Source organism: Sporomusa sp. KB1 (assembly GCF_007830295.1).
Lineage (GTDB): Bacteria > Bacillota > Negativicutes > Sporomusales > Sporomusaceae > Sporomusa.
Window position 1 is genome coordinate 276339 of record NZ_VLKC01000002.1, and the last position, 22000, is coordinate 298338.

General features: G+C 41.6%; 22 protein-coding genes and 1 other RNA gene. 5 read left to right on the forward strand and 18 right to left on the reverse strand.

The window, feature by feature from the left end; genetic code table 11:
- A partial coding sequence (locus SALPA_RS05065; protein ID WP_186450918.1) for an IS110 family transposase occupies positions 1 to 1148 on the forward strand: 1148 nt, incomplete at its 5' end.
- A 221-nt stretch (positions 1149 to 1369) separates the two neighbouring features.
- Here the strand turns inward: SALPA_RS05065 and SALPA_RS05070 are convergent.
- Positions 1370 to 1564 carry a hypothetical protein gene (locus tag SALPA_RS05070; protein WP_145090486.1) on the reverse strand — a complete coding sequence of 65 codons (195 nt, stop codon included), beginning with the start codon at positions 1562 to 1564 and terminating at the stop codon, positions 1370 to 1372.
- A gap of 104 nt (positions 1565 to 1668) precedes the next feature.
- Here SALPA_RS05070 and SALPA_RS05075 point away from each other — a divergent pair, with 104 nt between their 5' ends.
- Entirely contained in the window at positions 1669 to 1887 is a 219-nt protein-coding gene (locus SALPA_RS05075) for a helix-turn-helix domain-containing protein (protein ID WP_145090489.1), read from the forward strand.
- Positions 1888 to 2643: 756 nt separating this feature from the next.
- Positions 2644 to 3381, forward strand: coding sequence for a flagellar assembly protein T N-terminal domain-containing protein (locus SALPA_RS05080; protein ID WP_145090492.1), 738 nt, complete (start codon positions 2644 to 2646; stop codon positions 3379 to 3381).
- A gap of 303 nt (positions 3382 to 3684) precedes the next feature.
- On the opposite strand, the gene SALPA_RS05085 is transcribed toward SALPA_RS05080, so the two are convergent.
- The 5 genes from SALPA_RS05085 to SALPA_RS28815 all read right to left on the reverse strand — a co-directional run bounded on the left by SALPA_RS05085 (position 3685) and on the right by SALPA_RS28815 (position 8873).
- On the reverse strand, positions 3685 to 3960 hold the full coding sequence (locus SALPA_RS05085; RefSeq protein ID WP_145090495.1) for a hypothetical protein: 276 nt from the start codon (positions 3958 to 3960) through the stop codon (positions 3685 to 3687).
- A 56-nt stretch (positions 3961 to 4016) separates the two neighbouring features.
- On the reverse strand, positions 4017 to 5249 hold the full coding sequence (locus SALPA_RS05090; protein ID WP_186450920.1) for a restriction endonuclease subunit S: 1233 nt from the start codon (positions 5247 to 5249) through the stop codon (positions 4017 to 4019).
- Between the two features lie 241 nt (positions 5250 to 5490).
- Positions 5491 to 7884, reverse strand: a complete 2394-nt coding sequence (locus tag SALPA_RS05095; protein ID WP_145090502.1) for a class I SAM-dependent DNA methyltransferase — start codon at positions 7882 to 7884, stop codon at positions 5491 to 5493.
- 379 nt (positions 7885 to 8263) lie between these two features.
- Positions 8264 to 8677, reverse strand: a complete 414-nt coding sequence (locus SALPA_RS05100; RefSeq protein ID WP_145090505.1) for a hypothetical protein — start codon at positions 8675 to 8677, stop codon at positions 8264 to 8266.
- A 34-nt stretch (positions 8678 to 8711) separates the two neighbouring features.
- The gene (locus SALPA_RS28815; protein WP_186450921.1) at positions 8712 to 8873 is read right to left on the reverse strand and encodes a hypothetical protein; all 162 of its coding nucleotides are present in this window, start codon (positions 8871 to 8873) and stop codon (positions 8712 to 8714) included.
- Positions 8874 to 9090: 217 nt separating this feature from the next.
- On the opposite strand from SALPA_RS28815, the gene SALPA_RS05105 reads away from it, so the two are divergent.
- The gene (locus SALPA_RS05105) at positions 9091 to 9312 is read left to right on the forward strand and encodes a helix-turn-helix domain-containing protein (protein ID WP_222427880.1); all 222 of its coding nucleotides are present in this window, start codon (positions 9091 to 9093) and stop codon (positions 9310 to 9312) included.
- 260 nt (positions 9313 to 9572) lie between these two features.
- Here the strand turns inward: SALPA_RS05105 and SALPA_RS05110 are convergent, their stop codons facing one another.
- The 11 genes from SALPA_RS05110 to ssrA all read right to left on the reverse strand — a co-directional run bounded on the left by SALPA_RS05110 (position 9573) and on the right by ssrA (position 20320).
- A complete protein-coding gene (locus SALPA_RS05110) occupies positions 9573 to 11162 on the reverse strand; it encodes a recombinase family protein (RefSeq protein WP_145090511.1) in 1590 nt (529 codons plus the stop codon).
- Positions 11155 to 11391, reverse strand: coding sequence for a hypothetical protein (locus SALPA_RS05115; protein ID WP_145090512.1), 237 nt, complete (start codon positions 11389 to 11391; stop codon positions 11155 to 11157). The genes SALPA_RS05110 and SALPA_RS05115 overlap by 8 nt, the downstream gene beginning before the upstream one ends.
- 246 nt (positions 11392 to 11637) lie before the next feature.
- On the reverse strand, positions 11638 to 12246 hold the full coding sequence (radC, locus tag SALPA_RS05120; protein ID WP_145090515.1) for a DNA repair protein RadC: 609 nt from the start codon (positions 12244 to 12246) through the stop codon (positions 11638 to 11640).
- A complete protein-coding gene (locus tag SALPA_RS05125; protein WP_145090517.1) occupies positions 12224 to 12655 on the reverse strand; it encodes a hypothetical protein in 432 nt (143 codons plus the stop codon). Before SALPA_RS05125 ends, radC begins: the two co-directional genes overlap by 23 nt.
- Before the next feature lie 308 nt (positions 12656 to 12963).
- Positions 12964 to 15498 (reverse strand): hypothetical protein, encoded by a 2535-nt coding sequence (locus SALPA_RS05130; RefSeq protein ID WP_145090520.1) that lies wholly within the window; start codon positions 15496 to 15498, stop codon positions 12964 to 12966.
- Positions 15499 to 15609: 111 nt separating this feature from the next.
- Complete coding sequence (locus tag SALPA_RS05135; RefSeq protein WP_145090523.1) at positions 15610 to 15999, reverse strand: hypothetical protein; 390 nt, start codon at positions 15997 to 15999, stop codon at positions 15610 to 15612.
- Between the two features lie 480 nt (positions 16000 to 16479).
- Positions 16480 to 17139 carry a sulfotransferase family 2 domain-containing protein gene (locus tag SALPA_RS05140; protein WP_145090526.1) on the reverse strand — a complete coding sequence of 220 codons (660 nt, stop codon included), beginning with the start codon at positions 17137 to 17139 and terminating at the stop codon, positions 16480 to 16482.
- A 441-nt stretch (positions 17140 to 17580) separates the two neighbouring features.
- Entirely contained in the window at positions 17581 to 17904 is a 324-nt protein-coding gene (locus SALPA_RS05145; protein WP_145090528.1) for a hypothetical protein, read from the reverse strand.
- A gap of 210 nt (positions 17905 to 18114) precedes the next feature.
- Positions 18115 to 18267, reverse strand: a complete 153-nt coding sequence (locus SALPA_RS28820) for a hypothetical protein (protein WP_186450922.1) — start codon at positions 18265 to 18267, stop codon at positions 18115 to 18117.
- 506 nt (positions 18268 to 18773) lie between these two features.
- A complete protein-coding gene (locus SALPA_RS05150) occupies positions 18774 to 19391 on the reverse strand; it encodes a hypothetical protein (protein ID WP_145090532.1) in 618 nt (205 codons plus the stop codon).
- 583 nt (positions 19392 to 19974) lie between these two features.
- Positions 19975 to 20320, reverse strand: a transfer-messenger RNA (tmRNA) gene (ssrA, locus tag SALPA_RS05155).
- Between the two features lie 199 nt (positions 20321 to 20519).
- On the opposite strand from ssrA, the gene SALPA_RS05160 reads away from it, so the two are divergent.
- The gene (locus SALPA_RS05160) at positions 20520 to 21440 is read left to right on the forward strand and encodes a DMT family transporter (protein WP_145090535.1); all 921 of its coding nucleotides are present in this window, start codon (positions 20520 to 20522) and stop codon (positions 21438 to 21440) included.
- 62 nt (positions 21441 to 21502) lie between these two features.
- Here SALPA_RS05160 and smpB read toward each other — a convergent pair whose 3' ends face one another.
- Positions 21503 to 21973, reverse strand: coding sequence for an SsrA-binding protein SmpB (gene smpB, locus SALPA_RS05165; protein WP_145090538.1), 471 nt, complete (start codon positions 21971 to 21973; stop codon positions 21503 to 21505).
- Positions 21974 to 22000: the final 27 nt, after the last annotated feature.

A 22000-nucleotide genomic window follows, 5' to 3' on the forward strand; every position in this document is an offset into this window, starting at 1 on the left:
GGCTTTTATTTGTTCTAGGGCAAATAAGAAAAGTGGAAGAAGCATTTAGTAGTAAACCGCTCATCGCCCTAGAATCCACGGGTCACTACTCTCAGCGCATCGTCCACTTTTTCTTGAAACAGGGTTTTGAAGTCTACCACATCAATCCCCTTATCTCCCATTCTATCAAAAATTCTGTTGTAAGGAAAGTTAAGACAGATCGGGTTGATGCACTTGAATTGGCCAGACTGTTATTTGTTCATGCTTTTTATCCTACAACTATGCCTAAAGAACAGCTGGCCAATTTGAAGGTCTTAGCAAGAACAAGGGGGCAGTTGGTAGAACAACGAGCCAATTTGCTCAATAAGTTACAGTGTGCTATTGAACAAATTGCTCCTCTTTTTCCTACTATCCTTAACCCGGGATCGCTTACGGCATTGACTCTAGTAAATAAGTTTCCCACACCNTGTGAATGGAGCAAGAAAGCCAATCAGCATGTCATACTGGACATGCTGCAAACGGTATCCCGTAAGGGTAGATTATATGCTCAGCAAAAATATGCTGATTTGTTATCTTGCGCCGATGATGCCCAAGTTACTGGCATATCCTTGTCGGCCTATGCCGCCACAATACAATGCTATGCTAGCATTGTGCAATCTTTAGACGCACAAATTAGTTTACTCGATGACCAGATTAAAGCACTTGCTGAACAGTTACCGGCAATCACTTTCCTAAAAAGCATTCCGGGCATAGGTGATACATTAGCAGCTATCATTTTGGGCGAAATTGGTGATATTGAACGGTTTGCGAACGCTAAGCAATTAGTGGCTTTTAGCGGTATCGACCCTTCGGTTAAACAATCGGGGAATTTTGTAGGGACAAAGAATAAAGTAACCAAACGGGGATCACCATTTCTCCGACATGCACTCTATATCGCTGCTACGACGTCTATCCGTAAGGAATCTAAAGGTTCGCAGGCTAACTCGGTGATTTATGAGTATTACCAACGGAAAATCGAAACGAAAACCAAGAAACAAGCCTTAGGCGCTGTTATGAACAAGCTACTACGTATCATATTCTCGGTATTAAAGAATAAGCAGCCATTTCGTTTGATTACCCCTGATCAGCAGGTTGAACTGTATCAAAAACACCTGCAAAAGGCGGCTTAACGAAGACGAAAAACAAAACATTACATTATACCTCTATCAATATCGTTCGATATTGATAGAGGCTTGTTTGCTATACTTATTTTTCCATAAACAAAAATTGTAGTTAAGGGCTTGACTTCACTTAGCTGGTCTGCGACAACTTCCCGCGACAACTTATTCTATAAGACACTACCTCCGTCCCTTGCCGTGGCCTCTTGTCTTGGCGATTCTCCATGCCAATATTATGAAATGACTTCTATACTTTTTCCGCCATACAATACATCTATTCGCTTCAACAACCCCTGATGATATTTCATGACCTTTAATAATGCATCTTCCGGTGACTTTGCAAATACTATGACTGAGTTATTCCAGTTAGTTTGCTGTCCGCAATACGCTTCCACTTCACCGTCGCACACATACCAAAAATAATTCATAGTTCCCCCTACCAACTAATAATTTGATCGGTATATTCATGTCCGCATTTCGAATACTATAGTCTGTAGACTAATAGTATTACTTAATTTATTCTTTAAATATTATGATTGATAAAAAATACGGACTTACTTTGAAAAAATTAAGAATAGAAAAAGGCCTTAGTCAAGAGGAGCTTGCTGCACGAGTCGGACTGCATCGAACGTACATCAGCCAGCTTGAACGTGGCCTTAAGAGTCCGTCACTTCGAACAATCGAAAAAATATGTGGAGAGCTTTGCATTAGCCTAACCACCTTTATGGTTCATCTTGAGAAAGATGAGTAGAAGCCGCAAAATGAGTAGCGGCTTTTATTTAGCCCACATCGAATACTATAGTATTCGCTATATTCATGATAAAAACCTCTTTTTGTAAAAAACAATATGCTCTCGGTTCCAAAAACATTTTTTTCTACTAACAAAAAAAGTACAAGGATTGAGAATTAACCAATCAAGATGCATCAAAGAGACAATTCGATCGAATCACTTATAACTCTATTACAACGATATATTAGCACCATTACATAGGCTTATTCTTCGAAGCTAATTTAGTCTGACAACCTGTGCGGAAAGCGGGGAGTTATTACAGGCGAATCGAGAAACTGTCCCCATAAGTCTCCGGGAAGTTATAAACAGGATTGCTGGCATCATTCTCTCATTTCTCTTGTCTACTCCCCCACCCTTCAGTCGATATTATTTTTAGTTTATAGTCGTGTCAATAACTTCATCCCCTATCCTGCATATTGATATGATTGGAACTCTACGTCCCTTTAAAATGGGTTCCTGGTTACGGATTTCCAATCTACATAATCGGACTGATCACCAAATGGGGAACTCAAAAGATTTATAATCTCGCTAAAACTGAGGTTAAACAATAACCAAAAACCCGCGAAATTAGAAACTTAGGCAGATTAAAGGCTTGTCGGGTTTCTCTTTGTTGTTTTCTGCGCCCGTTTGGCACTAATGCACTTTGACCGGCAAAGAAGGATTTTCCAGGATTCCGTATAACTTATTATAGAGCAATAATAGGAGGAGGCGGTCTAAGTGCATAAGAAACTACCGCAGTTGCACCGGATGCTGATTATATTGCTAACAGTGTTCATCTCTATGGGGGATCTCGGGTTTAATGCCGCACATGCCGAAGACAAAGTTATTTTAACAGAAGGAACAGCCAGGGTTGGTGAGGCAGAAACCGAGATTCAGGCAAGACAGCGTGCCTGGCTGGATGCCAAACGGCAGGCTCTGGAAGAAGCAGGTGTAGTCATTACCAGTATTACAACTGTAAACAACTATCAGTTGGTTGCTGATTGGCTGCAAAGTACTGCCACTGCAAGAGTGCACAGTACATTAGTGTCGGAGTCCCGCAGTGTTGAGAATAATATGATTGTATTACGGGTTAAACTGGATTGCCGGGTTAATACCGCAGATATTGCTGCTTTGAACGAAACCCTGAGGATATTGACTGAAAGCAAAACTAAACCGGCTACTGATGTTCAAAATACAAAAGATTTGTTATTGCCGGATGGTTCACGGTATACAGGTTCAATTCTGAACGGATTGCCAGACGGACGTGGTATAAAACACTTCCCAGACGGTGGCAAATATGATGGAGAATTCCGGCAGGGCTATAGGCAAGGAGCTGGTACTATGATCTGGCCAAACAATGATCGCTATGCTGGGCATTGGCTAAGAGATATGCGCTGCGGCCAAGGTGAATTTATTAGTTCGACAGGAGAAACACGGCAGGGTCGCTGGCTGAATGATGTTTTTTTCGGGGACTGACGTGTTGGCAGACGCCAGCCGCATTGGCTCTAGCCTGAAAAACGGTTAGCCCAATGTTTTCAGAATCCGTTTCCGTAATACAAAACAAAAAACCCGCGAAATTCGCGGGTTTTACTAATTTCCAAATTTTGGTGGAGGCGAGCCGTACCAGTCCAAATCCACCTTTTTAGACCAATCGTGGTTCTGCGTATCAAGTATAACGGTGCAGAGAAAGGCAATGACCCGCCCTCATTGCCCTCATTATTTATAACTTATGTTGCCCTTGGTCCACTAGACACTAGTATCTCAACGCTAATGCCGTAATTATAAATCCGCAAAGTCAATTTCACCCATTTCTAATATTAGAAAACCTTCCAATATTTCATCCATATCGAGCAGGTAACATTGATTAAACTTATGTGATTTTTGTTGATGAACAACCTGCTGATACCTAACATTATTAATCAATTTTTCACTAAAAATAAACTTCTGTTGACTATCGATATTTAGATTACTATACTCGTGTAAGCCTTTAACTGCTTTGCCAATAAATTTTTTTAGTTGTGTAGACAACTCATCAAAGTTTAGTTTGTTTTCCACTTTCATTGTCTCCTCCAAAATAAAAAATCCTACGGCTAAAACCGTAGGACCTGAATTTAAGGTAGGTCTAGTTTTTCTATTTTCTTATTGCCAATAATACACTCTACACCATGTTTAATCAATGCTTCAATACGTACAATCTCTTGGTTGAGTTGGTAGATGCCAAGTTTGGAATTTCTACTCTTTTCGTTAGCCATCACCGTATCAATATCATCGTACGTCTTAATTTCTATTAAATCACGCTTTGCTTCATTGTAATACAACTCCACTATACTTTGCTTTAAATCTGCCTCAAATTTCGGTATAGGAATGTGTCGGAAGTCAGTTTTATATACTATTGGAACTAAACCAGTAATTTGGGCTGCGTACTGTAATTCAATTCCAATCGGCGAAGATAAATAGCAAAGTAGAAATAATTGTTCTGCTCTATCTTTGGAATTGTTAATTATTAATGTATTCTGGTTGCAATACACGTTACTATCTTGGACGTAATACGAATACCCCAGGTGACGAACGGCTGATATGATTACACTATTGGGAAGAACTCTTGTTGTTTCGTTTGTAAAGATATATGTTTTATAATCTAATCGTCTTTTACTTATGTTCGATGGAGTTATCCATAAAAAATTATACTCACTTGGTTCATCAAAATAAATTCTATAGTCTGGCGTGGTACCTGGACCAATATTCTCTTCATCTATAAAATAGTATCCATTTTCATAACTTGCAATTTTATCGTATAGTAACTTAAATTTGTAATTAGAAAGATTTGTGTCCAACCTTTTATTGCCCAGCTTCTTTACATCCTTTATAGAAGGATGTTTGTGATGCAATTCCCCCCTTTTGTCTATTTCGAGACATATTGCACTATCAATGGCACGGTTTTTATCCCTAACAGCACGTTCTTTATCGAGCAGCATCTGTACTAACATGCTAACGTATTTATAAAGAAGTTTTGGCTTCTCATGATTGCATTTAGTCGGTATTGGTATCTTTACTTCTAGTAAATCCCCTCTTTTCGCGTTTTGTTGCGTTCCCCCTTTCGATGTAATCACTTCCAGATATTTAGTGACATACCCAGAAATAAAGAACGCTGGCACATAGTTTTGAGCATATTTTCTAAAGCGTAACTTAGAAATCCCTCCGTTTAGAATGGCATGGATTTCTTCATCAACGTAAGACATTTTTCCTAGCGAGGCGTTTCTGCTTACCAAAAAATCGCCCTTTTGGACTACAGTTGGACCATATACTAGTTGGGGAGGGATACTTTCACCATAGTTTTCATCCACTAGTAACCCCTTCATACACGATATATTTATTAGCTTACTTCCTGTATTGAACACACAGTAGCTACTTACCTCAATTTGGGAACCAACTGCCTCATCTTCACACAGACTATTCAGGCTAACCAGAGAACTATTAGAAAGCTCCAATATATCGTTGTCTTTTGCCGTAAGAGTCTTCGATTGTTTGTTAACCTTAATATTAACTAACCTTGGTGACGTTATAGTAATCATTAAACTGACCTCGTTAATCCATATATTCCTGATATAGCTTACCGAACCACATTGCCCCATTATGAGTTAAAAATTTATTATATATCGCTGGTTCTTTGACTTTTAACTCTATTAACCAATATTTGAACTCCTTAACCATTGACGTGATTTTCTCATGAATAACGAATTTAGCTCCAGTCTCTTCATTTTTAAGTTCAAAATTCTTAGAAAAGAATTCTTTTCTATTTTTCCCTTCATACAGTCTGATCTTCTCCTGGATTTCGGGCTCTTGATATTTAAGGTTTGTAAATACAAATCTCAACTCTTCTTTACTTACTATTTCAGATGGGTTAATGAAATTTAGATTAATGTGTTCGAAAGCCTGACTCACCATAAATACGGGATTAAATTTCTTGGCCTTCTTTTTCTTTGAATCGGATTTAGTGTAACCAATCATATCTTCTTCAATTTTTTTTGAAAAATATTCGTAATCTGCTCCTTCTGATAGGTACAAATTTCGCTCAAGTTCATCTTTAGGCTTGTATGCAATAATAACAGTTGTTGCAATATCAACATCCGCAAAAGACTTTTGAGGAAAATCAATAACAGCAACAATTCTTACTTTTGTAAGCAGCCACTCTCTTACGTATATTGTCTCATTCTTCGACATCAGCGAATTAGATAATACTATTGCCATCTTTCCGCCTGGCTTGAGACATCGATAAGTATTCTCAAGAAAAATAATTCCTTTGTCAATTTTATTTTTAGTTGTTTCCTCAGATCCGCCCGATGCTAGAGAGTACAATTCAACAGGTATTTCGTCTTTTGAATACGCCTGCCCCTCACCAAAAGGTGGGTTAGTCTCAATTACATCAGCCTGAAACACAGGAATAGGATTTACTATTTGGGGATGATGATAGACCCAGGTGGTATCATCTTCAGAAAAAGTAAATCCTTCCCCCGTTTCACTATTGAATGGAATGAATTTCTGTATTCTATTTACCTTTCCCTTATCATCGTCAGATAGCCCCGACAAGTCTAACAATTTAGAATTTGCACTATCCATACAGAAAATATTTGTTGCTTTTGTATCTCCGTTAATACTTAGATTCAATTTTCCTAAGTTGGCCGTTTCAGGATTAATTTCACTACCATAAAGACGATGTTCAGCTTGGTCTACCATACTTTTCCCAAATGCGTTAAGAAAAGACATTGTTAGGAAATCAAAAATTCCGCCCGTTGGGTCATATACTATTTCGTTCGGCTTAGGATTTACCATACCAACTATTGATTTCATCATTGGAATTGGTGTAAACCACTGATTTAAATCCGACTTAATATTGTTATCACCAAAATTATTAAATACAGCTTGGTTAAAAGATGTTCCATGAGCGCCAGACAGATTGAAATACTGGAACGCACGGACAATCTCTTTGATAAATTTGTAGTCGTTATCAGAATACTGAGTAGTAGATTGACCTGCTAACCGTGCCGCATTTATTAGTTCTGCTTGAAAGCGATCCCTAAAAGTTCGCAAAGTCTCGTTTTCCAAATAATAGAATTTAGTAGTAGGGTAAACACCTATACGCAAACATTCTTCATCGTACATTTTAAGAGATACAGATTCCGTAATAAGTCGTTGTTGAGTATCGCTAATCCCCTGAATTCCAGTTGTTAGCGCTTTTTGCTTTAGCAACGTAATTAGATCATTAAACGTTTCATCACTAATAGCCTCAAGCTCCTCGTAGTGTAACTTACTTGGATCTTTCTCAGGTATTTTCTTTTCACCAGTAACTAAGTTACTCATCACGTCGTATGTTGGGAAAGAGTTGACACTATCCCTCATGGAAAACAAATCATCACTCGATATATCAAAATATCGTTCTAGACTTCTAAGTCCCTTCAACTTAAATAGCAATATATCATGTTTGCTATCGAAATAGAAACCAAAGACAATAGGCTCTTCGTTTTTCTTGCGCTGAGCCATTTGCATCACTGGGAAAATTTGGTTGTAGGCAGCAGATACCATTCCTTTAGTATCTGTATTTTTTTTCCCCTCACCAACCATTAAAATATTACCGAAAATTGCCCTATCTCTATTATCATTTACATAATTTATGTATTGCTTAAACCAGTTGGAATTTTTAAAAATCACAACATCAGGCTCAATATTCGTTGATCCAACACTGCCCTTTTTAAATCTAAGTTCTAGACCAATTACTCCAGAGGGAATAGTTTCTGACATAACTAAGCCGTACATCAATCGAGCTCTATACCACTCCTCGTTATACTCACCCGCATCATCTCGAACTGGAATATCAAAACTCTGCATTGATTCAATTTTCAATTCTTTTTTATACCACTTATCCGATATTACGGTTAGGTGGGAATATTTACGTTCAAATTCAACCATTTTTTGATGAATCATATTAAGCAACTCTCCTCATTTTGGTTCGCGTTCTTTCCTTCTAGAGATTACCACACCACAGTTTATTTTGCCACTACTTTTCTTATTTGGTATCGTTAATTATTTTGTAAAATTACTCTACTCTTCTTATTTGTATAATATTCCCTCAGAAGTAGGTCACTAGTTGAATAAAAGAAAAGTGCCCGCTCAAACATATTGAATGTGTTTAATTTTTTTGAAAAATACTTTCGATATATAGCCAAGGAGAGCTCTCCTCCTGAATTACCAAATTTAGATTGATATAATGAACATTTTAGAACTTAATTTTACTTGTTCCCGAGTAGGAAAAAGACCCATCAACCGCATTGGCTGATGGGTCTTTGTAGTACCTCTTATTTTTCTACTCTGTTACTAGCTGCAATACTACCTTGTTAGGTATGTACCTTTCGCATTCGACCTGCACCCTAAAAACCTGCCATAGCAGAGTCCCGTCATCATTAAAAATTAAGTATGCCCACCCTTGGGCATTGCTGTACCCGCTTTGCCAGCGCACGATGTACTCGTTCGGCTTGTCCTCGCTGGCACCCTCAATCGAAATTTTGTCCCTGGAATCGTCAATACGGCTTCCATGCCTAGCCCACCCCGTATGCTGTCCCCACACTTTGTTACCCTCACGCAAAAGGGTCATAGAAAATCCGCTTCCCTGCTGCTCGTTTTTGTAAACCCATTCACTGACGGCAGGCTCGGCAAATGCCGCTACGGATTGCAAAACAAGCAGAACTCCAATCAGTACTGCCATGCCTAATTTTCTCATGTCACACGCTCCCTAGGTTGTACTAAAATAGTCCTCAAAAGAACATTGTCAAAAACCAGCGGGCAATGAAGGCAAAGATTCCCGCCCCTATTGTGGCATTGATGGTACTGACGCCATGATGAGTGATTCCATAGAGAAACCCTATGATCATCCCCCCGACAATCCATTTCAGTAATGATTTTCCAAATGAATGCATGATTTTCTCTCTCCTTTAGCTAAATTAAGATACAAATGACTACTACGAAATCTCTCTTTAAATCTACCGTTTGCCTGACCTCCAATCCTAGCTCATTTAAAATCCTTATGGTACAAAAATTCATTCACAAAGTCTGGCTAAATCCCTATTTCTCATCCGCGTTTTTGAATACTATAGTCTGTAGACCAATAGTCTCCATCAATCATATAGTGTGAATATGATTGATAAAATTTTTGGACAAGTATTGAAGAAATTAAGAACGGAAAAAGGCTTGAGTCAGGAAGAGTTTGCCGCCAACGTCGGTCTGCACCGCACATACATCAGCCAACTGGAACGGGGCCTCAAAAGTCCCTCCCTCGGGGTAATGGCCAAAATATCGAGCGAACTTGGCATCACATTAGTCCAGTTGATGACCGAATTGGAGAAAAACCAGAACTAGCTTTTTTCGCAAGCATATGCAAAATATGACAATATGCTACCAATAGAATACTATAGTATTCAAATAGTGTCAATGTGTCTGCCTATTCCTTATGCCCTTAAACGCGTTTACCGTTCTGGTGACGCGTTTTTTCGTCTGTCTGACGGTAACCCTAGCCAGGAATGAAAAACCATCTGCCTGCCTTCGCTTCGGCCTCCAGGCTGCCCCTATCACGTAACCTAGCCTCACGCATCGGCTTTTCTGTCTGCCCATAGTTAAATTTAGGCCGCTTTCAGCAGCAATCGCAGCAGTTTTCTGCGGCTGATTTCGGCTGAGAAGTGATAAGCGTCCGCTTGCTTTTCCTGTCCGTACAAAAGGAAAAAGACCACTTCAACGTGGTCTCTGTAAACGATGACTTTCTCAACATAGTTGCCAATGAATTTCTTGACTTCAGGGATGTTCCGCTCGGTCACAAACTGTCGAAACATCCCAAACAATCCCTTGAGGCCCTCTTCCGTCACTGGCGTTCTAGTGTGACGGGACTGAATGCTCAGCAGGGCGGCTTCCGTCTTGGCTTTTTCCTCTTCCAGTTCGCCCAGCTTGGCAAGCAGAGCCATCCCATGCCCCTTGGCCACCGCTTCCACAATGTTGGCAATCTGCTTTTCCACTTCGCTGAGCAGGGATTTTAGGCGGCCTGCTTCGCTTTCGTGGCCGCTGCAGAGGCTATCCTGGTACTCGTTGAGCTTTTGCACCAGATAGGGAATGGCTTTGTCATTGAAAATCTGCCGTTCCAACTCCTGCAGCACATACGCTTCGATGTACTCGCGGCGCAGTTCCTTGTTGTCACAGCCTTTTGTGCGTTCCCGATTGCCACAGCGGTAGGATACGTGCTTGATTTTGTTTCTGCCAGAATACTTGACATTGCCCATCATGGCAGGGCTGCGGCCTCTTTTCGTCAGGCATTCGCCGCACACAATGAGTCCGCTCAACAGGTACACCTCTTTGGCCTTGTAGGCTCCTGGCTGACGTTTGTTGGTCTGCATCTTTTTCTGCGCCTGACTGAACATGTCAGGATCAATGATGGCAGGCATGCCGCCTGGTACGCGGATGATGTCGTCATCCTGCTTAGCCCCGTGGTTGTTGCGCCTGCCCTCGGCATCTTTGGCTTTGGCCCGATTGAATACATAGACGCCGCTGTACTTTTCATTGGCTAAAATGTCGTGAATGCTGTTCTTGCCGAAAGGCTTGCCTTTCTTGGTCTTGTACCTTCTGGCGTTCAGTTCGTTGATGATTCTGTCATAGCCGCAGCCGTCGAGGTACATCTGAAACATCAGCCGAACGGCCTGTGCTTCCTGTTCATTGATGACATACTGCTTGGTCTCATGGTCTACGTCGTACCCCAGCGGGGGCAGACCGCCCGTGTGCTTGCACTGGTAGGCATTTTCCCGCATGCCCTTCATGACCTCACGGGCCAGGTTTCGGCTGTAGTACATGGCCATGCCTTCTAACACCGATTCCATCATGATGCTTTCTGGAGAATCGTCAAGATTTTCCAGAACGCTGACGACGGAAATGCCTCTTTTCCGTAATCTCCGCTTGTAGTAGGCATTGTCGTATTTGTCGCGGCTGAAACGGTCTAATTTGTGAACAATCAGAACATCAAACAAGCCTTTTTCACTGTCCTCGATCATGCGCTGAAAATCGGGCCGCCTGTCGGTCGTGGCCGACTTTGCCTTATCCTTGTACACTTCCACAATTTGCAGGTTGTTGCGCCTGGCATAGTCCTCGGCGGCTCGGATTTGGGCATCAATGGATTCATCCCGCTGGTTGTCGCTGGAAAAACGGGCGTAGATGACGGCTCTTCTAGCCATTGGCCTCACCTTCTTTTCCGTCTGTACTGTTTTTCGCTTTGGAAATTCTATCTAACAGGACGATGGCTGGATGGTAGAAGGCTTCTCTGACGCTTTCATCCAGCGGCGTTTCCCTGACAACGGTAACACGAATCGGCTTGTAGTAGCCGCATTTCAGGTTGTCTCTGGACAGGCTGGTCTTGTAGGTGGTCAGATGCTGTGATTTTGCGGAACATCTTGCATTTGCCATGGTGATGCCTCCCCCTTTCCCGACTGTTCGCGCCTCTTTCAGAGAGAAGAAGCGCTGGTCGGGTGTTTGTTTTTTGCCACCTTTGCCAGGCCAACTCCGCTTTGAGACGGATTGGCTGGCCTGCGGCTTTCTTGTCAAAAATAAGCATTAGTTGCGGTAACGTTCTTCCAAAATGGTTTTCAAAATAAAAAGTACAATGCCAAGCCAGGGATTCATACCCTCACCTCCTTTTTGAGGCAGTGATGCTCACGCGAGCAGTCCTTTCTCCTTGAAGCTAACGTAGCGCCCCTTGCCGATGATGAGGTGATCGGCAACGGCAATCCCTAAAATGTCACCTGCAGCAGCCAGTTCCTTGGTGAGAGCGATGTCTTCACGGCTTGGCGTAGGGTCACCGCTCGGATGGTTATGAACCAGAATGACGATAGCGGTCATGAGGCGTACCGCCCTGCGGAACAGTTCTCTCGGGCCGACAAGAGCGGCGTTGAGTGTCCCTTGTGACACCGTTTCCTCGGCAATGACGCCGTTTTTGGTGTTGAGGTACAACACGTGGAACTGTTCGACAGGCAAATGCTGCATGTCGATGACCCGCTCAAATACGTCCTGCGGCCCACGGATCACGGGCGGCAGCTTGGCGCTTACGCGATAAATACGCTTGGCCAGTTCGCACAGGTACTGAAGCTGTCTGGCCTTGACAGGCCCGATACCCCTGATCTGCTCCAGTTCCTGGGGATAGGTCTGCAATAGAGCCTGCTGAACGCTGCCGTACTCGGCCATCAGTTCCCGCACTGCTAGCTTAGGCAGAACAGCCTCCAAAAGTGCCTCGTCAGCCACGTTAGAAAGGTTGGTTGACACCATCAGTTTCTGCCTCCCCGCTTTCTTCTTCAACGGGCTGTTCCGATAGCCACAAACGAAGGATGTCAGGCATGATAGCGTCAGGCAGGTAAACCTGGTCAATGTAGTCGTTGTCTGCCATGATGTACATGATATAGTACACTTCGCCCCCCACTGCCAGACGGCTGACCCATTCGGGCATGATGAGCGCCAAGGATTCGGGGAGTCCAATGACGGTGAGGTCCTGGTCGGAAGCCTCTAATATGCCGAATACCCCATATGTTTCCAGATTGAACTCTTCCAGATCCAATTCAGGGGCAAAATTCTCCTTAAGCTGGTTCATTTTTCGGGCGAAATGGGCGGCAAGCTCGGAACTGATGCTGCCTGCAAGTTTTAGCCGCCTGACATCGGCCATGGTTTTAATGATGTACATACCTTCACTCTCCCTTGATCGGGAGCTGGCGGATAAAGCTGGCCAGCCCTCAGTATTCAAGGAAATAATATATGTTTGACAATCTGCTTTGTTTCAAGGCGTAAGTTTCAATTCACCAGGCTCTATAGGTACATTTCTCGGTTGCTTACTTAGAAAACGCTAGTCAAAAAATCAATTCAACAATAGCTTAACTTTTTCTCCATTTTTCCAATTACAGAAAAGTGCACCTACTGTACCTACTATGACTCTACTTTATACCCTTACCTATTTTACAGTAGGTGCATCGTTGGCACATTTGACTCAATTGATTACACTTCGTTGAAAAGTTCTGCCAGTTCGTTCTGGCGATTGTCAATAGCTATTTTCCGCTTAACCGTTCTACTGTTAGCACTATCAGTCCCTTTCTTTAATTCAACGATAGTACCCTGCTTATCTTTCCTGTGTTCAAAAACAATCCCCACGCTTTCTAGATTGGACTTCACCTGCTTCATACGAAGTGTAAGTATATGCGGACGTTTAGGCCAGCGTTCCGACTTACAACTGATTTTCTCAACTAGGGCGACTTGCTCTAGTTCATCAAGCAACTGGGATACATACCCTTTCCAATCTGTCCGCTCCCTCATGAAGGCCACTATTACAGCGGCTATCGAATCGTCATTAATGACGCTATCATTTGCCCGATTCAGATTATTTTCGTAAGCCTGTAAGAAACGCTCTCCTCCATAACCGATAACTTCCGCAATAGCATACCCCCAACGACAGTAGTCCGCCATTCTAGGTAAACTAGTAAGGTTTACTTTAGGGTATAGTTTCATAGCCTTGCTCACCGTTTCGAAGATACCAGCCAAAATAGCAGGAAGATCAGCTTCAAACTCCTGCCATACTACCCGTTCTTCCTTGCGTTCATGCTTCGGAATCCTTTCCAACTCATTGATGATGGAACGATCCAGAAGGTCGGACCGAGTCGCGACCACATTAATGCCATTAATACTTATACAATTCCTAAATTCCAAAATGACATCTTCCATATCTGTATAAAGTGCACGTTTACTCGCTCCACCGCCTGTAATAGCACGACAAAGCATATCACTCTGCATCGCTGTAATGATTTCAAGGTTATCAAAGAATGGAGCATAATTGTTATAGAGAATATGCACCATATCTATTTCTCCTTTAGGCAACACAAACAAATCGCGGCTGGCGGGATCAATGATACGCCGCACAAAACTCATACTTGTTGTTTTAGCAGCCCCCTTTTCTCCTGCTGTCACTATGATCGGGTGGGCAATATTGGGGATGAAATAGCTTGCTATAGTAACTACTAGCAAGATTTCATCCCACAAAGTTTTGGAACGCAGATGCTTCTTTAAAAGGAGTATGTCACCGTGCCTTGCTGGAACAACTTGTTCTACCATATTAGCAGAGCGCCTAAAAACAGGAGGTGGTGCCTGACTAATCTGATATCCATTAGGAGTGATTTCAATGACCTGCCCTTCCTTATCGGCCAGATCATAGTAGAATGTCCCATTATATTCGGCAACGCGCAAATACAGCTTATGTTCCTTGCCTTCAAACAACGCCTTGCTTTCAATGACGGCAATAGCTTGATTCAAGGCTTCACTGCTGGGCGGTTTTCCTGTTTCATCAAAATAGGCCTTTGTTAACCAGCTTCTAAAGTGACGGCTGTTAATCTTTAGATTCCTCTTGTGAATACCTGTGGGGACCGTAGCCCACCCCTCTTCAGTGGGAGTATGAAAAAATTCAACGACTTCCGCTAGGCGGATAAGGGTTTCAGCTTGTGTTTCCTCGTGACTATCGCCCTGTTTCTTTTTACCGTTTTTCAGCTCAGGTTCAAACTTTGCGCGCAACGTATGCCAGTTTTCGCCAGCACAACCGTTGTGATGGCACCCCGCCGCAAGCGCCCCATTCGGAAACTGTGTGACAAAGGCGGAATGATCGGTATGCTCTGGATTCCAAGGGCAGGAGGAAAGCACCCAACGAGTGCCTCCTTTCCATTCGCCTCTAGAACTAATAGCTATTTTATGACGAGCCAGGAATGCATCTACATCGAAGACCTTGTTTTGTTCCTTTGCACCATTCTTAGGTGGTTCGGGGCTTGGAGGCAGGTGTTGAGCCAATGCTTTCAGTTGTTCCACTGTAGTGCGATACTGTTCTTCAGGATAGCTTATAATATAGGATTGACGGTGTGGTCTGTCCGCCGTATTGTCGCCTTTAGTAGCAATGGTTCCGTACAATTTTATGATGCGAGCTGCATTGAAGGTAGTGATATCGACTTTAGCCTGGTCATTACTAAATAAGAAATCTAACGCCTTCAAGCAAGCTGCAATCAAGTCGCTCGTTTCTTTATCGTTGTCTAATCCGATTGGATACAGAAGATGTATTCCGTTACCGCTATCGGCCACAATCGGTTCAGTCCAACCATTTTCTTCCTCAAGATATTGTCTAATACTATGGGCTAAGTCAACAGCCGCCTGTTTCTCTCCTTCTGTTGCTGAAACACCAGCAGGCCTTGCTGGGTCAATGTCAATGATCAACCATTCTCTTGTTTCAATGTCGTTGTCGGAAGTAGTTTGCTTAGCGTAAGGAAACAACCGATTAGCCGCTCTGGCCAATAAAGCCCCTTTCGGTGGATTAGCAGTAATGAATATATCGTTTTCACCGATATATGGTGCTATATCTTGTACTAGTTTATATGGGTCATTATAATAGCCCGATACGGTGTGTTTGGCTGTGTTTAGCATCCGTACCTCAACAATACGTTCATCGCCAACAACTTGATTGTAGGTCAGTAAGATGTGCTCCTTTATTGCTTCATATCTCATTATGATCTTCTCCCTCTGTGATCACTTGAATTAATTCGCTATAGTAAAAATTATAAAAAATGCACCTGATGTTATGCCGTCAGCAGACGAGCATCTGCTGACGGCTACTTTTTAACGATAATTGCAGATCAAATCTGATCTAACCTTTGCTTGCAAAATATACTCTTCTTCACTATAGTCCTCTGCATGTTCAACAAGGTCTGATAAGTCTTCAATAATACTTTCAAGATCATTCTGTACCCAATCAACAAGAATTTTATATTCCTGTATTGCCTTAATAACTTCCATAGTCATTTCAACATCCTGGCCTTCCATAACAGAAACCTTTAAAAAAATCGGCCATAAATCTCTACCTATTTGCGAATTTCTACGTAAGTTTTCTCCATGGTCATCAAAATCAATAAATTCATTGGCAGGTATTATACTTAGAAACTCACCCATTGGGGCTCCCCCCTTCGACAATTGTTTTAAAGCTGATTCATCATTAATACGTTTTCTCATTGTTATTCCTCCCGTTTTTTCCGTTTTCATCAGTCCTATTTAGTTTTCAAGGAACTGTCTTGCAGAGACTCCCCCGCTGAATTCTGATGGCGATGCGGGCGGATATTTCTGCCCTGATTGCCCTCAGAATCCAGGCTATTTCCTTCAAGCTAAATTGCTAATCGATACAATCCCTCCCAGCACTTTTACTAGAATTCTTCTGAAACTGAAATTGGATGAATTTACGAGTTTCAGGCTTTGTGTTTTCGCCACAGTCACATTATAGAAAATAATGCTTTTAGCATTTGGTACAATATCATTGGCTTTCTGTGTACCAAAAATGCCGCCTTCTTCAGCAAAAATGTCAAACCTGATAATTGTATTCTAATTCTTCTAATCGCTCTCTACTGGTACAGCTTTTGCTCCATTGTTTGTACCAAAACAGGCAAAAAAATGACCACAATCCAACAATGAGGATTGTGGTCAAAATGTTATTCTCTTTTATAGTCTTATCCCAGCTTCGTCTGCCATTTTCTTTTCAATGGCAGCATAGGTATTTAGAACTACACGCCATTCAGTTAGCTCTGAATAGATAATTTTTTTGTAGTCTTCCAGCAGATTCTTTTTCATCTCATAATTCCACAGGCCGTCCAGTTTAGAAAGATCCGCCGTTACCTGATCATGAATTTTCATCATTTCATCCCAGCAGTCATCAGCTTTTAGTTCTTCAATCTGTTGCTTGAATCGCCGTATCTCTTCTTCATTCATACCCTGGTCAAGGGCCCATGCATCGGCCAATACATCAATCATTTCGTCATATTCCGCTTGCGAAAGAGGCTTTTTATTTTTTAACTTCTCATATTGTTTGCGAAGCTTCCCATCAAAGTGCATCGCGCGGGTAACTTGCACAAAGCCCTCTGTCCCCTCATCATAAAGTTCAAGAGGTGCAGTATTGTATAATATTTTTTTCCATGTGGAGATAATTCGCTTGATCTCTTGATGTGCTTTATTGAACTTGCTTTCCATTTCATCAGCATTTTTCCCTAATAATTCGTCTTCTATAGTAGGCAGGGACACATTTGCGATTCCTGGCACAAGTGAACGTACAGAGTGTTTTTTCAGTGCCTTTTTCTTATCATTTTTTCCTTGTTCCTTAGTCATGATGACCTCCAGACTATTCTAATTATCGGTTTGTATATCATTATAGCTCCCGAAAAGCAGTCCTTATTGTAAATTCATCTTACTATCGATTTTCCCTCTAGGCATTGCTTACCCGTTGGCAATTCTTTAGTACCTTGGCATGCAGGGCATTGAGGGCAACACCTAGATACCCCAAAATTGAACCCCTCCTGCACCTTTGTCAAAAATTGCAGGGCAATAATCAGGGCAGCTACCCCATCCCACTCACCTAGAAATGCACAAAAAAAGCCCTCAAACCCTACAAAAACAGGACTTTAGGCAAAAAAACAGCAACGTTACCAATGATACGGTTCTCCCTATCAGGTATAGCAGCGAAACAGGGCAATGATTCGCCCTCATTGCCCTGCAAAAAAACAAGTCCTCATACCTAGCCCCAAAATCAAACCTTAACTGTTGCCCCCCTCAACTCTGAAAATTCTTTAATTCTTTTTTTACATTTACAAGTATAACTTTCTGTTCTAAAGACAATTGTTCTTCTTCAATGTAACCAATAAAATCACTTCTGCGATAATCATATTTTCCACCGTCACTTAGGTCATAAACAAATATTCTCTTGCCTGACATATATATACTAGGGCAACAGCCTGATCCGTAATAAGCAAAATGCACTTGAAATTTCCTATCCCGTGCCTTTTCTTTAAGACAAGTTGGATCCATTATTATCAGTTTACCTTCGAGATCGACACCATCAATACTTTTTATTTCATTCTCCGCAAATACACTCATGATTAACACATCCTTTTGTTGTAGAATATTAGCAAAGAAACTCACCTTGCACACATTTAAATCTTAAACCATCTTGAATAAAGACAATTAATAAGCTGTCATATTCAAGTTATTTAGAGTATCCATTTTGAAAGCTCATTCTGTAAAACAAGAGGGACGATAGTTGTGTCTATTTAAGACACAACCACTTCCCCTTAGCTTTTCTTAGCCTCACTTACTTTTTATATTTTCTTTCCGTATTGTTCCAATTTTTTTGTCGCTCCTAGTATCTCTTCCATCCGAATTTCGAATAGTTCCAGGTGGCAAGCCATTCTTTTTCTCAAAAGTCCCCACCGTACAATCACTTCTCACTTTTCTAGACATATCTTTCACTCCTGTCGTTTAAATAATAACATACCAAAAATTCATGAAATAAAATAGGAAATATTCAACCCATTAATTCCCAGTTAGTAAATGTACACAATTCAAGGAAAAAATTGGTGTTAGATTTTAAATTTAAATTGTTTATATATACCGATAACTCAATTTTTAAAATAACTCAACTCTGGACCACGCTCTCCAAGCATTCTTTTCAAAGCTACCAGCCATACAATCATTGCAGATTTTTCGTAAAACGTATACCCTCAGTTCATTTCCTATAGCTAAATCCAAAATCTCCAAAGTTGACTTGAGCTTCATGAGCTTTTTTCAATTCTCTTCCAGTCACACACCCCAAAAGAAACCCGCCTATTCCGTATAGTAATCCTAACGGCATGATAAATCCACATCCTTTCCAATTTACTTTCTTATTCAGAAAAATATCCAAAAAAAATGCCAATACACAAGCAAGGAATGAAAAATTGCATTTTATTAACTCTCCTCATTATTTATTAACTAGTATGTTTAATTGTCCCTAAACTGGAATATCCATTTTTCAGAAATTCATCGAAATTTTGATTAAATGCATCTACTCTATTTTCATCCTCAGTAATCTCGATTAAATATTCAATGAACTTGCCCAAAAACATATTTAAAACTAACTTGAAAAGGATTTCCCTTGGTATGTCTGGATATTGGCGTGGTAAACTCTTGTATGCTCTATACAGGATCTTCCACCCAAAAATTGCGCTAGTTTTAAAATCAGGTTCTTTTTCATTTACAGCTAAACTTTCGACATCCTCCTTAGTTATTAAATCACTAAAGAGCCAATCATCGAGATTATAGGTAATAGCAGAATAAATTCTTTGAATTTGCCTCTGCTTTCCGATAAAGTCATCGCCAAGCTTGTCCTTTAGTAATTCAGGCCAAGTTCCATGAATTTTAATATCATTTGGTGTGAGTAAGTTAGGAGCATTTATTGTTAAGAATATCAGTCTTTCTACATCAGATAATTTAAGATAATTTGTAATACTGGCTTCCAAAAACTCCGTCAAAGAAATTTCATCTTTTTTTATTTCATCATAGAGTTCTTCACTTACCCGAAATGAGACACTTTTAGTTTTCGCCATAAAACCACCTCCCTGTAAACATATTGTCTACATTTGCATACAACTTCTTCTTGTTTTATTTTATTGGGTTATCCTAGAAATGTCAATAATAGACACAAAATTATTTTACTGCTTACATCAAGAGCACCAATTAAATTCTAAATATTTTGAAACCCATCTACTATATTTGCAAGAAATACATTACCTATCAGTTGCCCAAACAGAAAATATCTCATGCTTTTTGAGGGCAATGAGGCCAATGCCTTAGCTACAGAACAATGCAGGCTCTCGTAGCACACTTTTAAAATTGCAGAGCAATCAGATCAGCAATCATTTTTTTCGCTTCGTAATACACAAAAAAAAGCCCTCAAGCCCTGATTTTCTCAAAACTTGAGAGCATTTTTCGCCGTTTGAGATGGTACGGTTCTCTTCAACTAATCTTAAACAGCAAATAGTCATTTCCTATTACTTATAAAAAAAATGGGTTATAGTGGAGGCGAGAAAAATGCCCCCAAAAGCAAAAAACCGCTCACTGTCCGTCATAAAGTCAGACAATTCGCGGTTCTTAAGACTTCCTATATTTGTAAAAAAATCCGGATTTAATTGGTGGAGGCGAGGAGAATCGAACTCCTGTCCAAGAGCATTACTGCATAGACTTCTCCGAGCGCAGTTAGTGATTTAAATTTCGCACCGTTGCCGCCCACTAACAGGCTGCTCTGGCGCTATCTCGATAAAGTTTCCCAGTTGGCTCTCCGAGAATTGAGCCTCAGGTATCCCACTAAATGACGTCCTATCCTAGGCCGCGGGAGTGCGCAGGTAGAACGTTAGCATTAAGCTGCTAAAGCGTAATCTTCGTTTGCGTTTACAATTTTCCACCGTGTTGACGGGCTGATGGAACCCCGGCTCGCTATCTATACCATAACTACCCCTGTCGAAACCAGTACGCCCCCGTATTTTTTCAAATACCTGGGATGGTGTTTAGCTGCAAACGTTTATACACTTCATTATTAATCTATTATATCATAAAGCCTGAATACCGCCAAATAAATCTTTTTTCCAGTCTCTCTTTCCTGTACTCAATATTGTTATTCGAGTACAGGAGAAATTTTCTCGGCTGCCGAATATATTGTAGTTAAGGGGTGATTAGGTTTGAATCAACAACACACTGGCGCGTTGCTGATTGCAGCATCGGCTGCCGGCTTTGCTACTTTGGCCATTTTTATTAAGTTCGCCTACGCCGCCGGGGCCAGTATGATTACAATCCTGGCCTGGCGTTTTGTTTTGGCCGCAATCTGTTTAGGTCTACTGCTCAAATGGCGCGGGGTCTCGCTGATGCTTGATAAAGCTCTACTGCTGCGACTAGCACTTTTAGGCGGCTTGGGGTATGGTTCGATGTCAATGCTGTTTGCTATGACTATAAAATATGTGCCTGCGTCGCTGGCAGCCATGCTGCTGTATACTTATCCGGCGATAGTCAGCGTACTGTCTTTTTTTATTGGTGATGAAAGGTATACTTGGCAAAAGGGGTTGGCGCTGACGGTTTGCTTTTCCGGCTTATTCCTTGTTCTTGGCGTATCCTTTGACAATGTCAGTATGCTTGGCTTTGTCTTGGGCTTGGGCGCTGCATTGGTCTATTCCGTTTACATCGTTATTGGCAATCGCCTGCTGAAAAGCACGAACCCGCTGGTTACCACTACTTATGTCTGTACCTCTGCTGCTATCGTTTTTCTGGTAATCGGCGTAGCGACTGATTCTTTAAATTGGAGCTTGCCGCTCACAGGTTGGCTATCCATTATTGGCATCACACTGCTGCCAACCATTGTGGGAATTGTGGGTTTTTTCGCCGGTATGAGCTATGTTGGCGCTACTAATGCGTCCATTATCAGTACGCTGGAGCCAATCATAACCGTACTATTATCGGTGGCTTTGCTTAATGAAAAAATAACACCGCTGCAGGTAGGCGGCGGCATTCTGATCCTTGGCAGCATTGTATTTTTACAACTCTGGGCTGGAAAAATTGAGAGCCTACAAAGAGATTTGACACTTGCAGTTGAAAAACAACAGGAGTAAAATCGCCACGCTGCTCTTCCTCGCGATGACCGTCTGCCTGATGCGACAGACAAAAAGACAGGCTATCCCTTTTGTCTATCGCGCAGCGTCCGTTCCATGTCGCGTTTGGCATCCCGCTCGGCAAGATCCTGACGTTTATCGTAGGTATGTTTGCCGGTAGCAAGTCCTAGTTCAACTTTCACTTTACCTCTGGTAAAATACAGCTTAAGCGGCACCAATGTGTAGCCTTTTTCTTTAGTTTTTCCGATTAATTTATTGATTTCGTACCGATGCATTAAAAGCTTCCGGGTACGCAGTGGTTCGTGATTAAAACGGTTACCCTGCTCATAAGGACTGATATGCATGTTATGCAGCATGATTTCAGCATTATCAATCCGGGCATAGGCATCTTTAAGATTGGCCTTGCCGGCGCGGAGTGACTTGACTTCGGTGCCGGTAAGCGCAATTCCAGCTTCATAGGTTTCATGGATATGATAATCGTGGCGGGCCTTTCGGTTTTCCGCCGCTATTTTTATGCCAGCCTCTTTGGCCATATTTCTCACCTCGTAGAATCCTGCTAA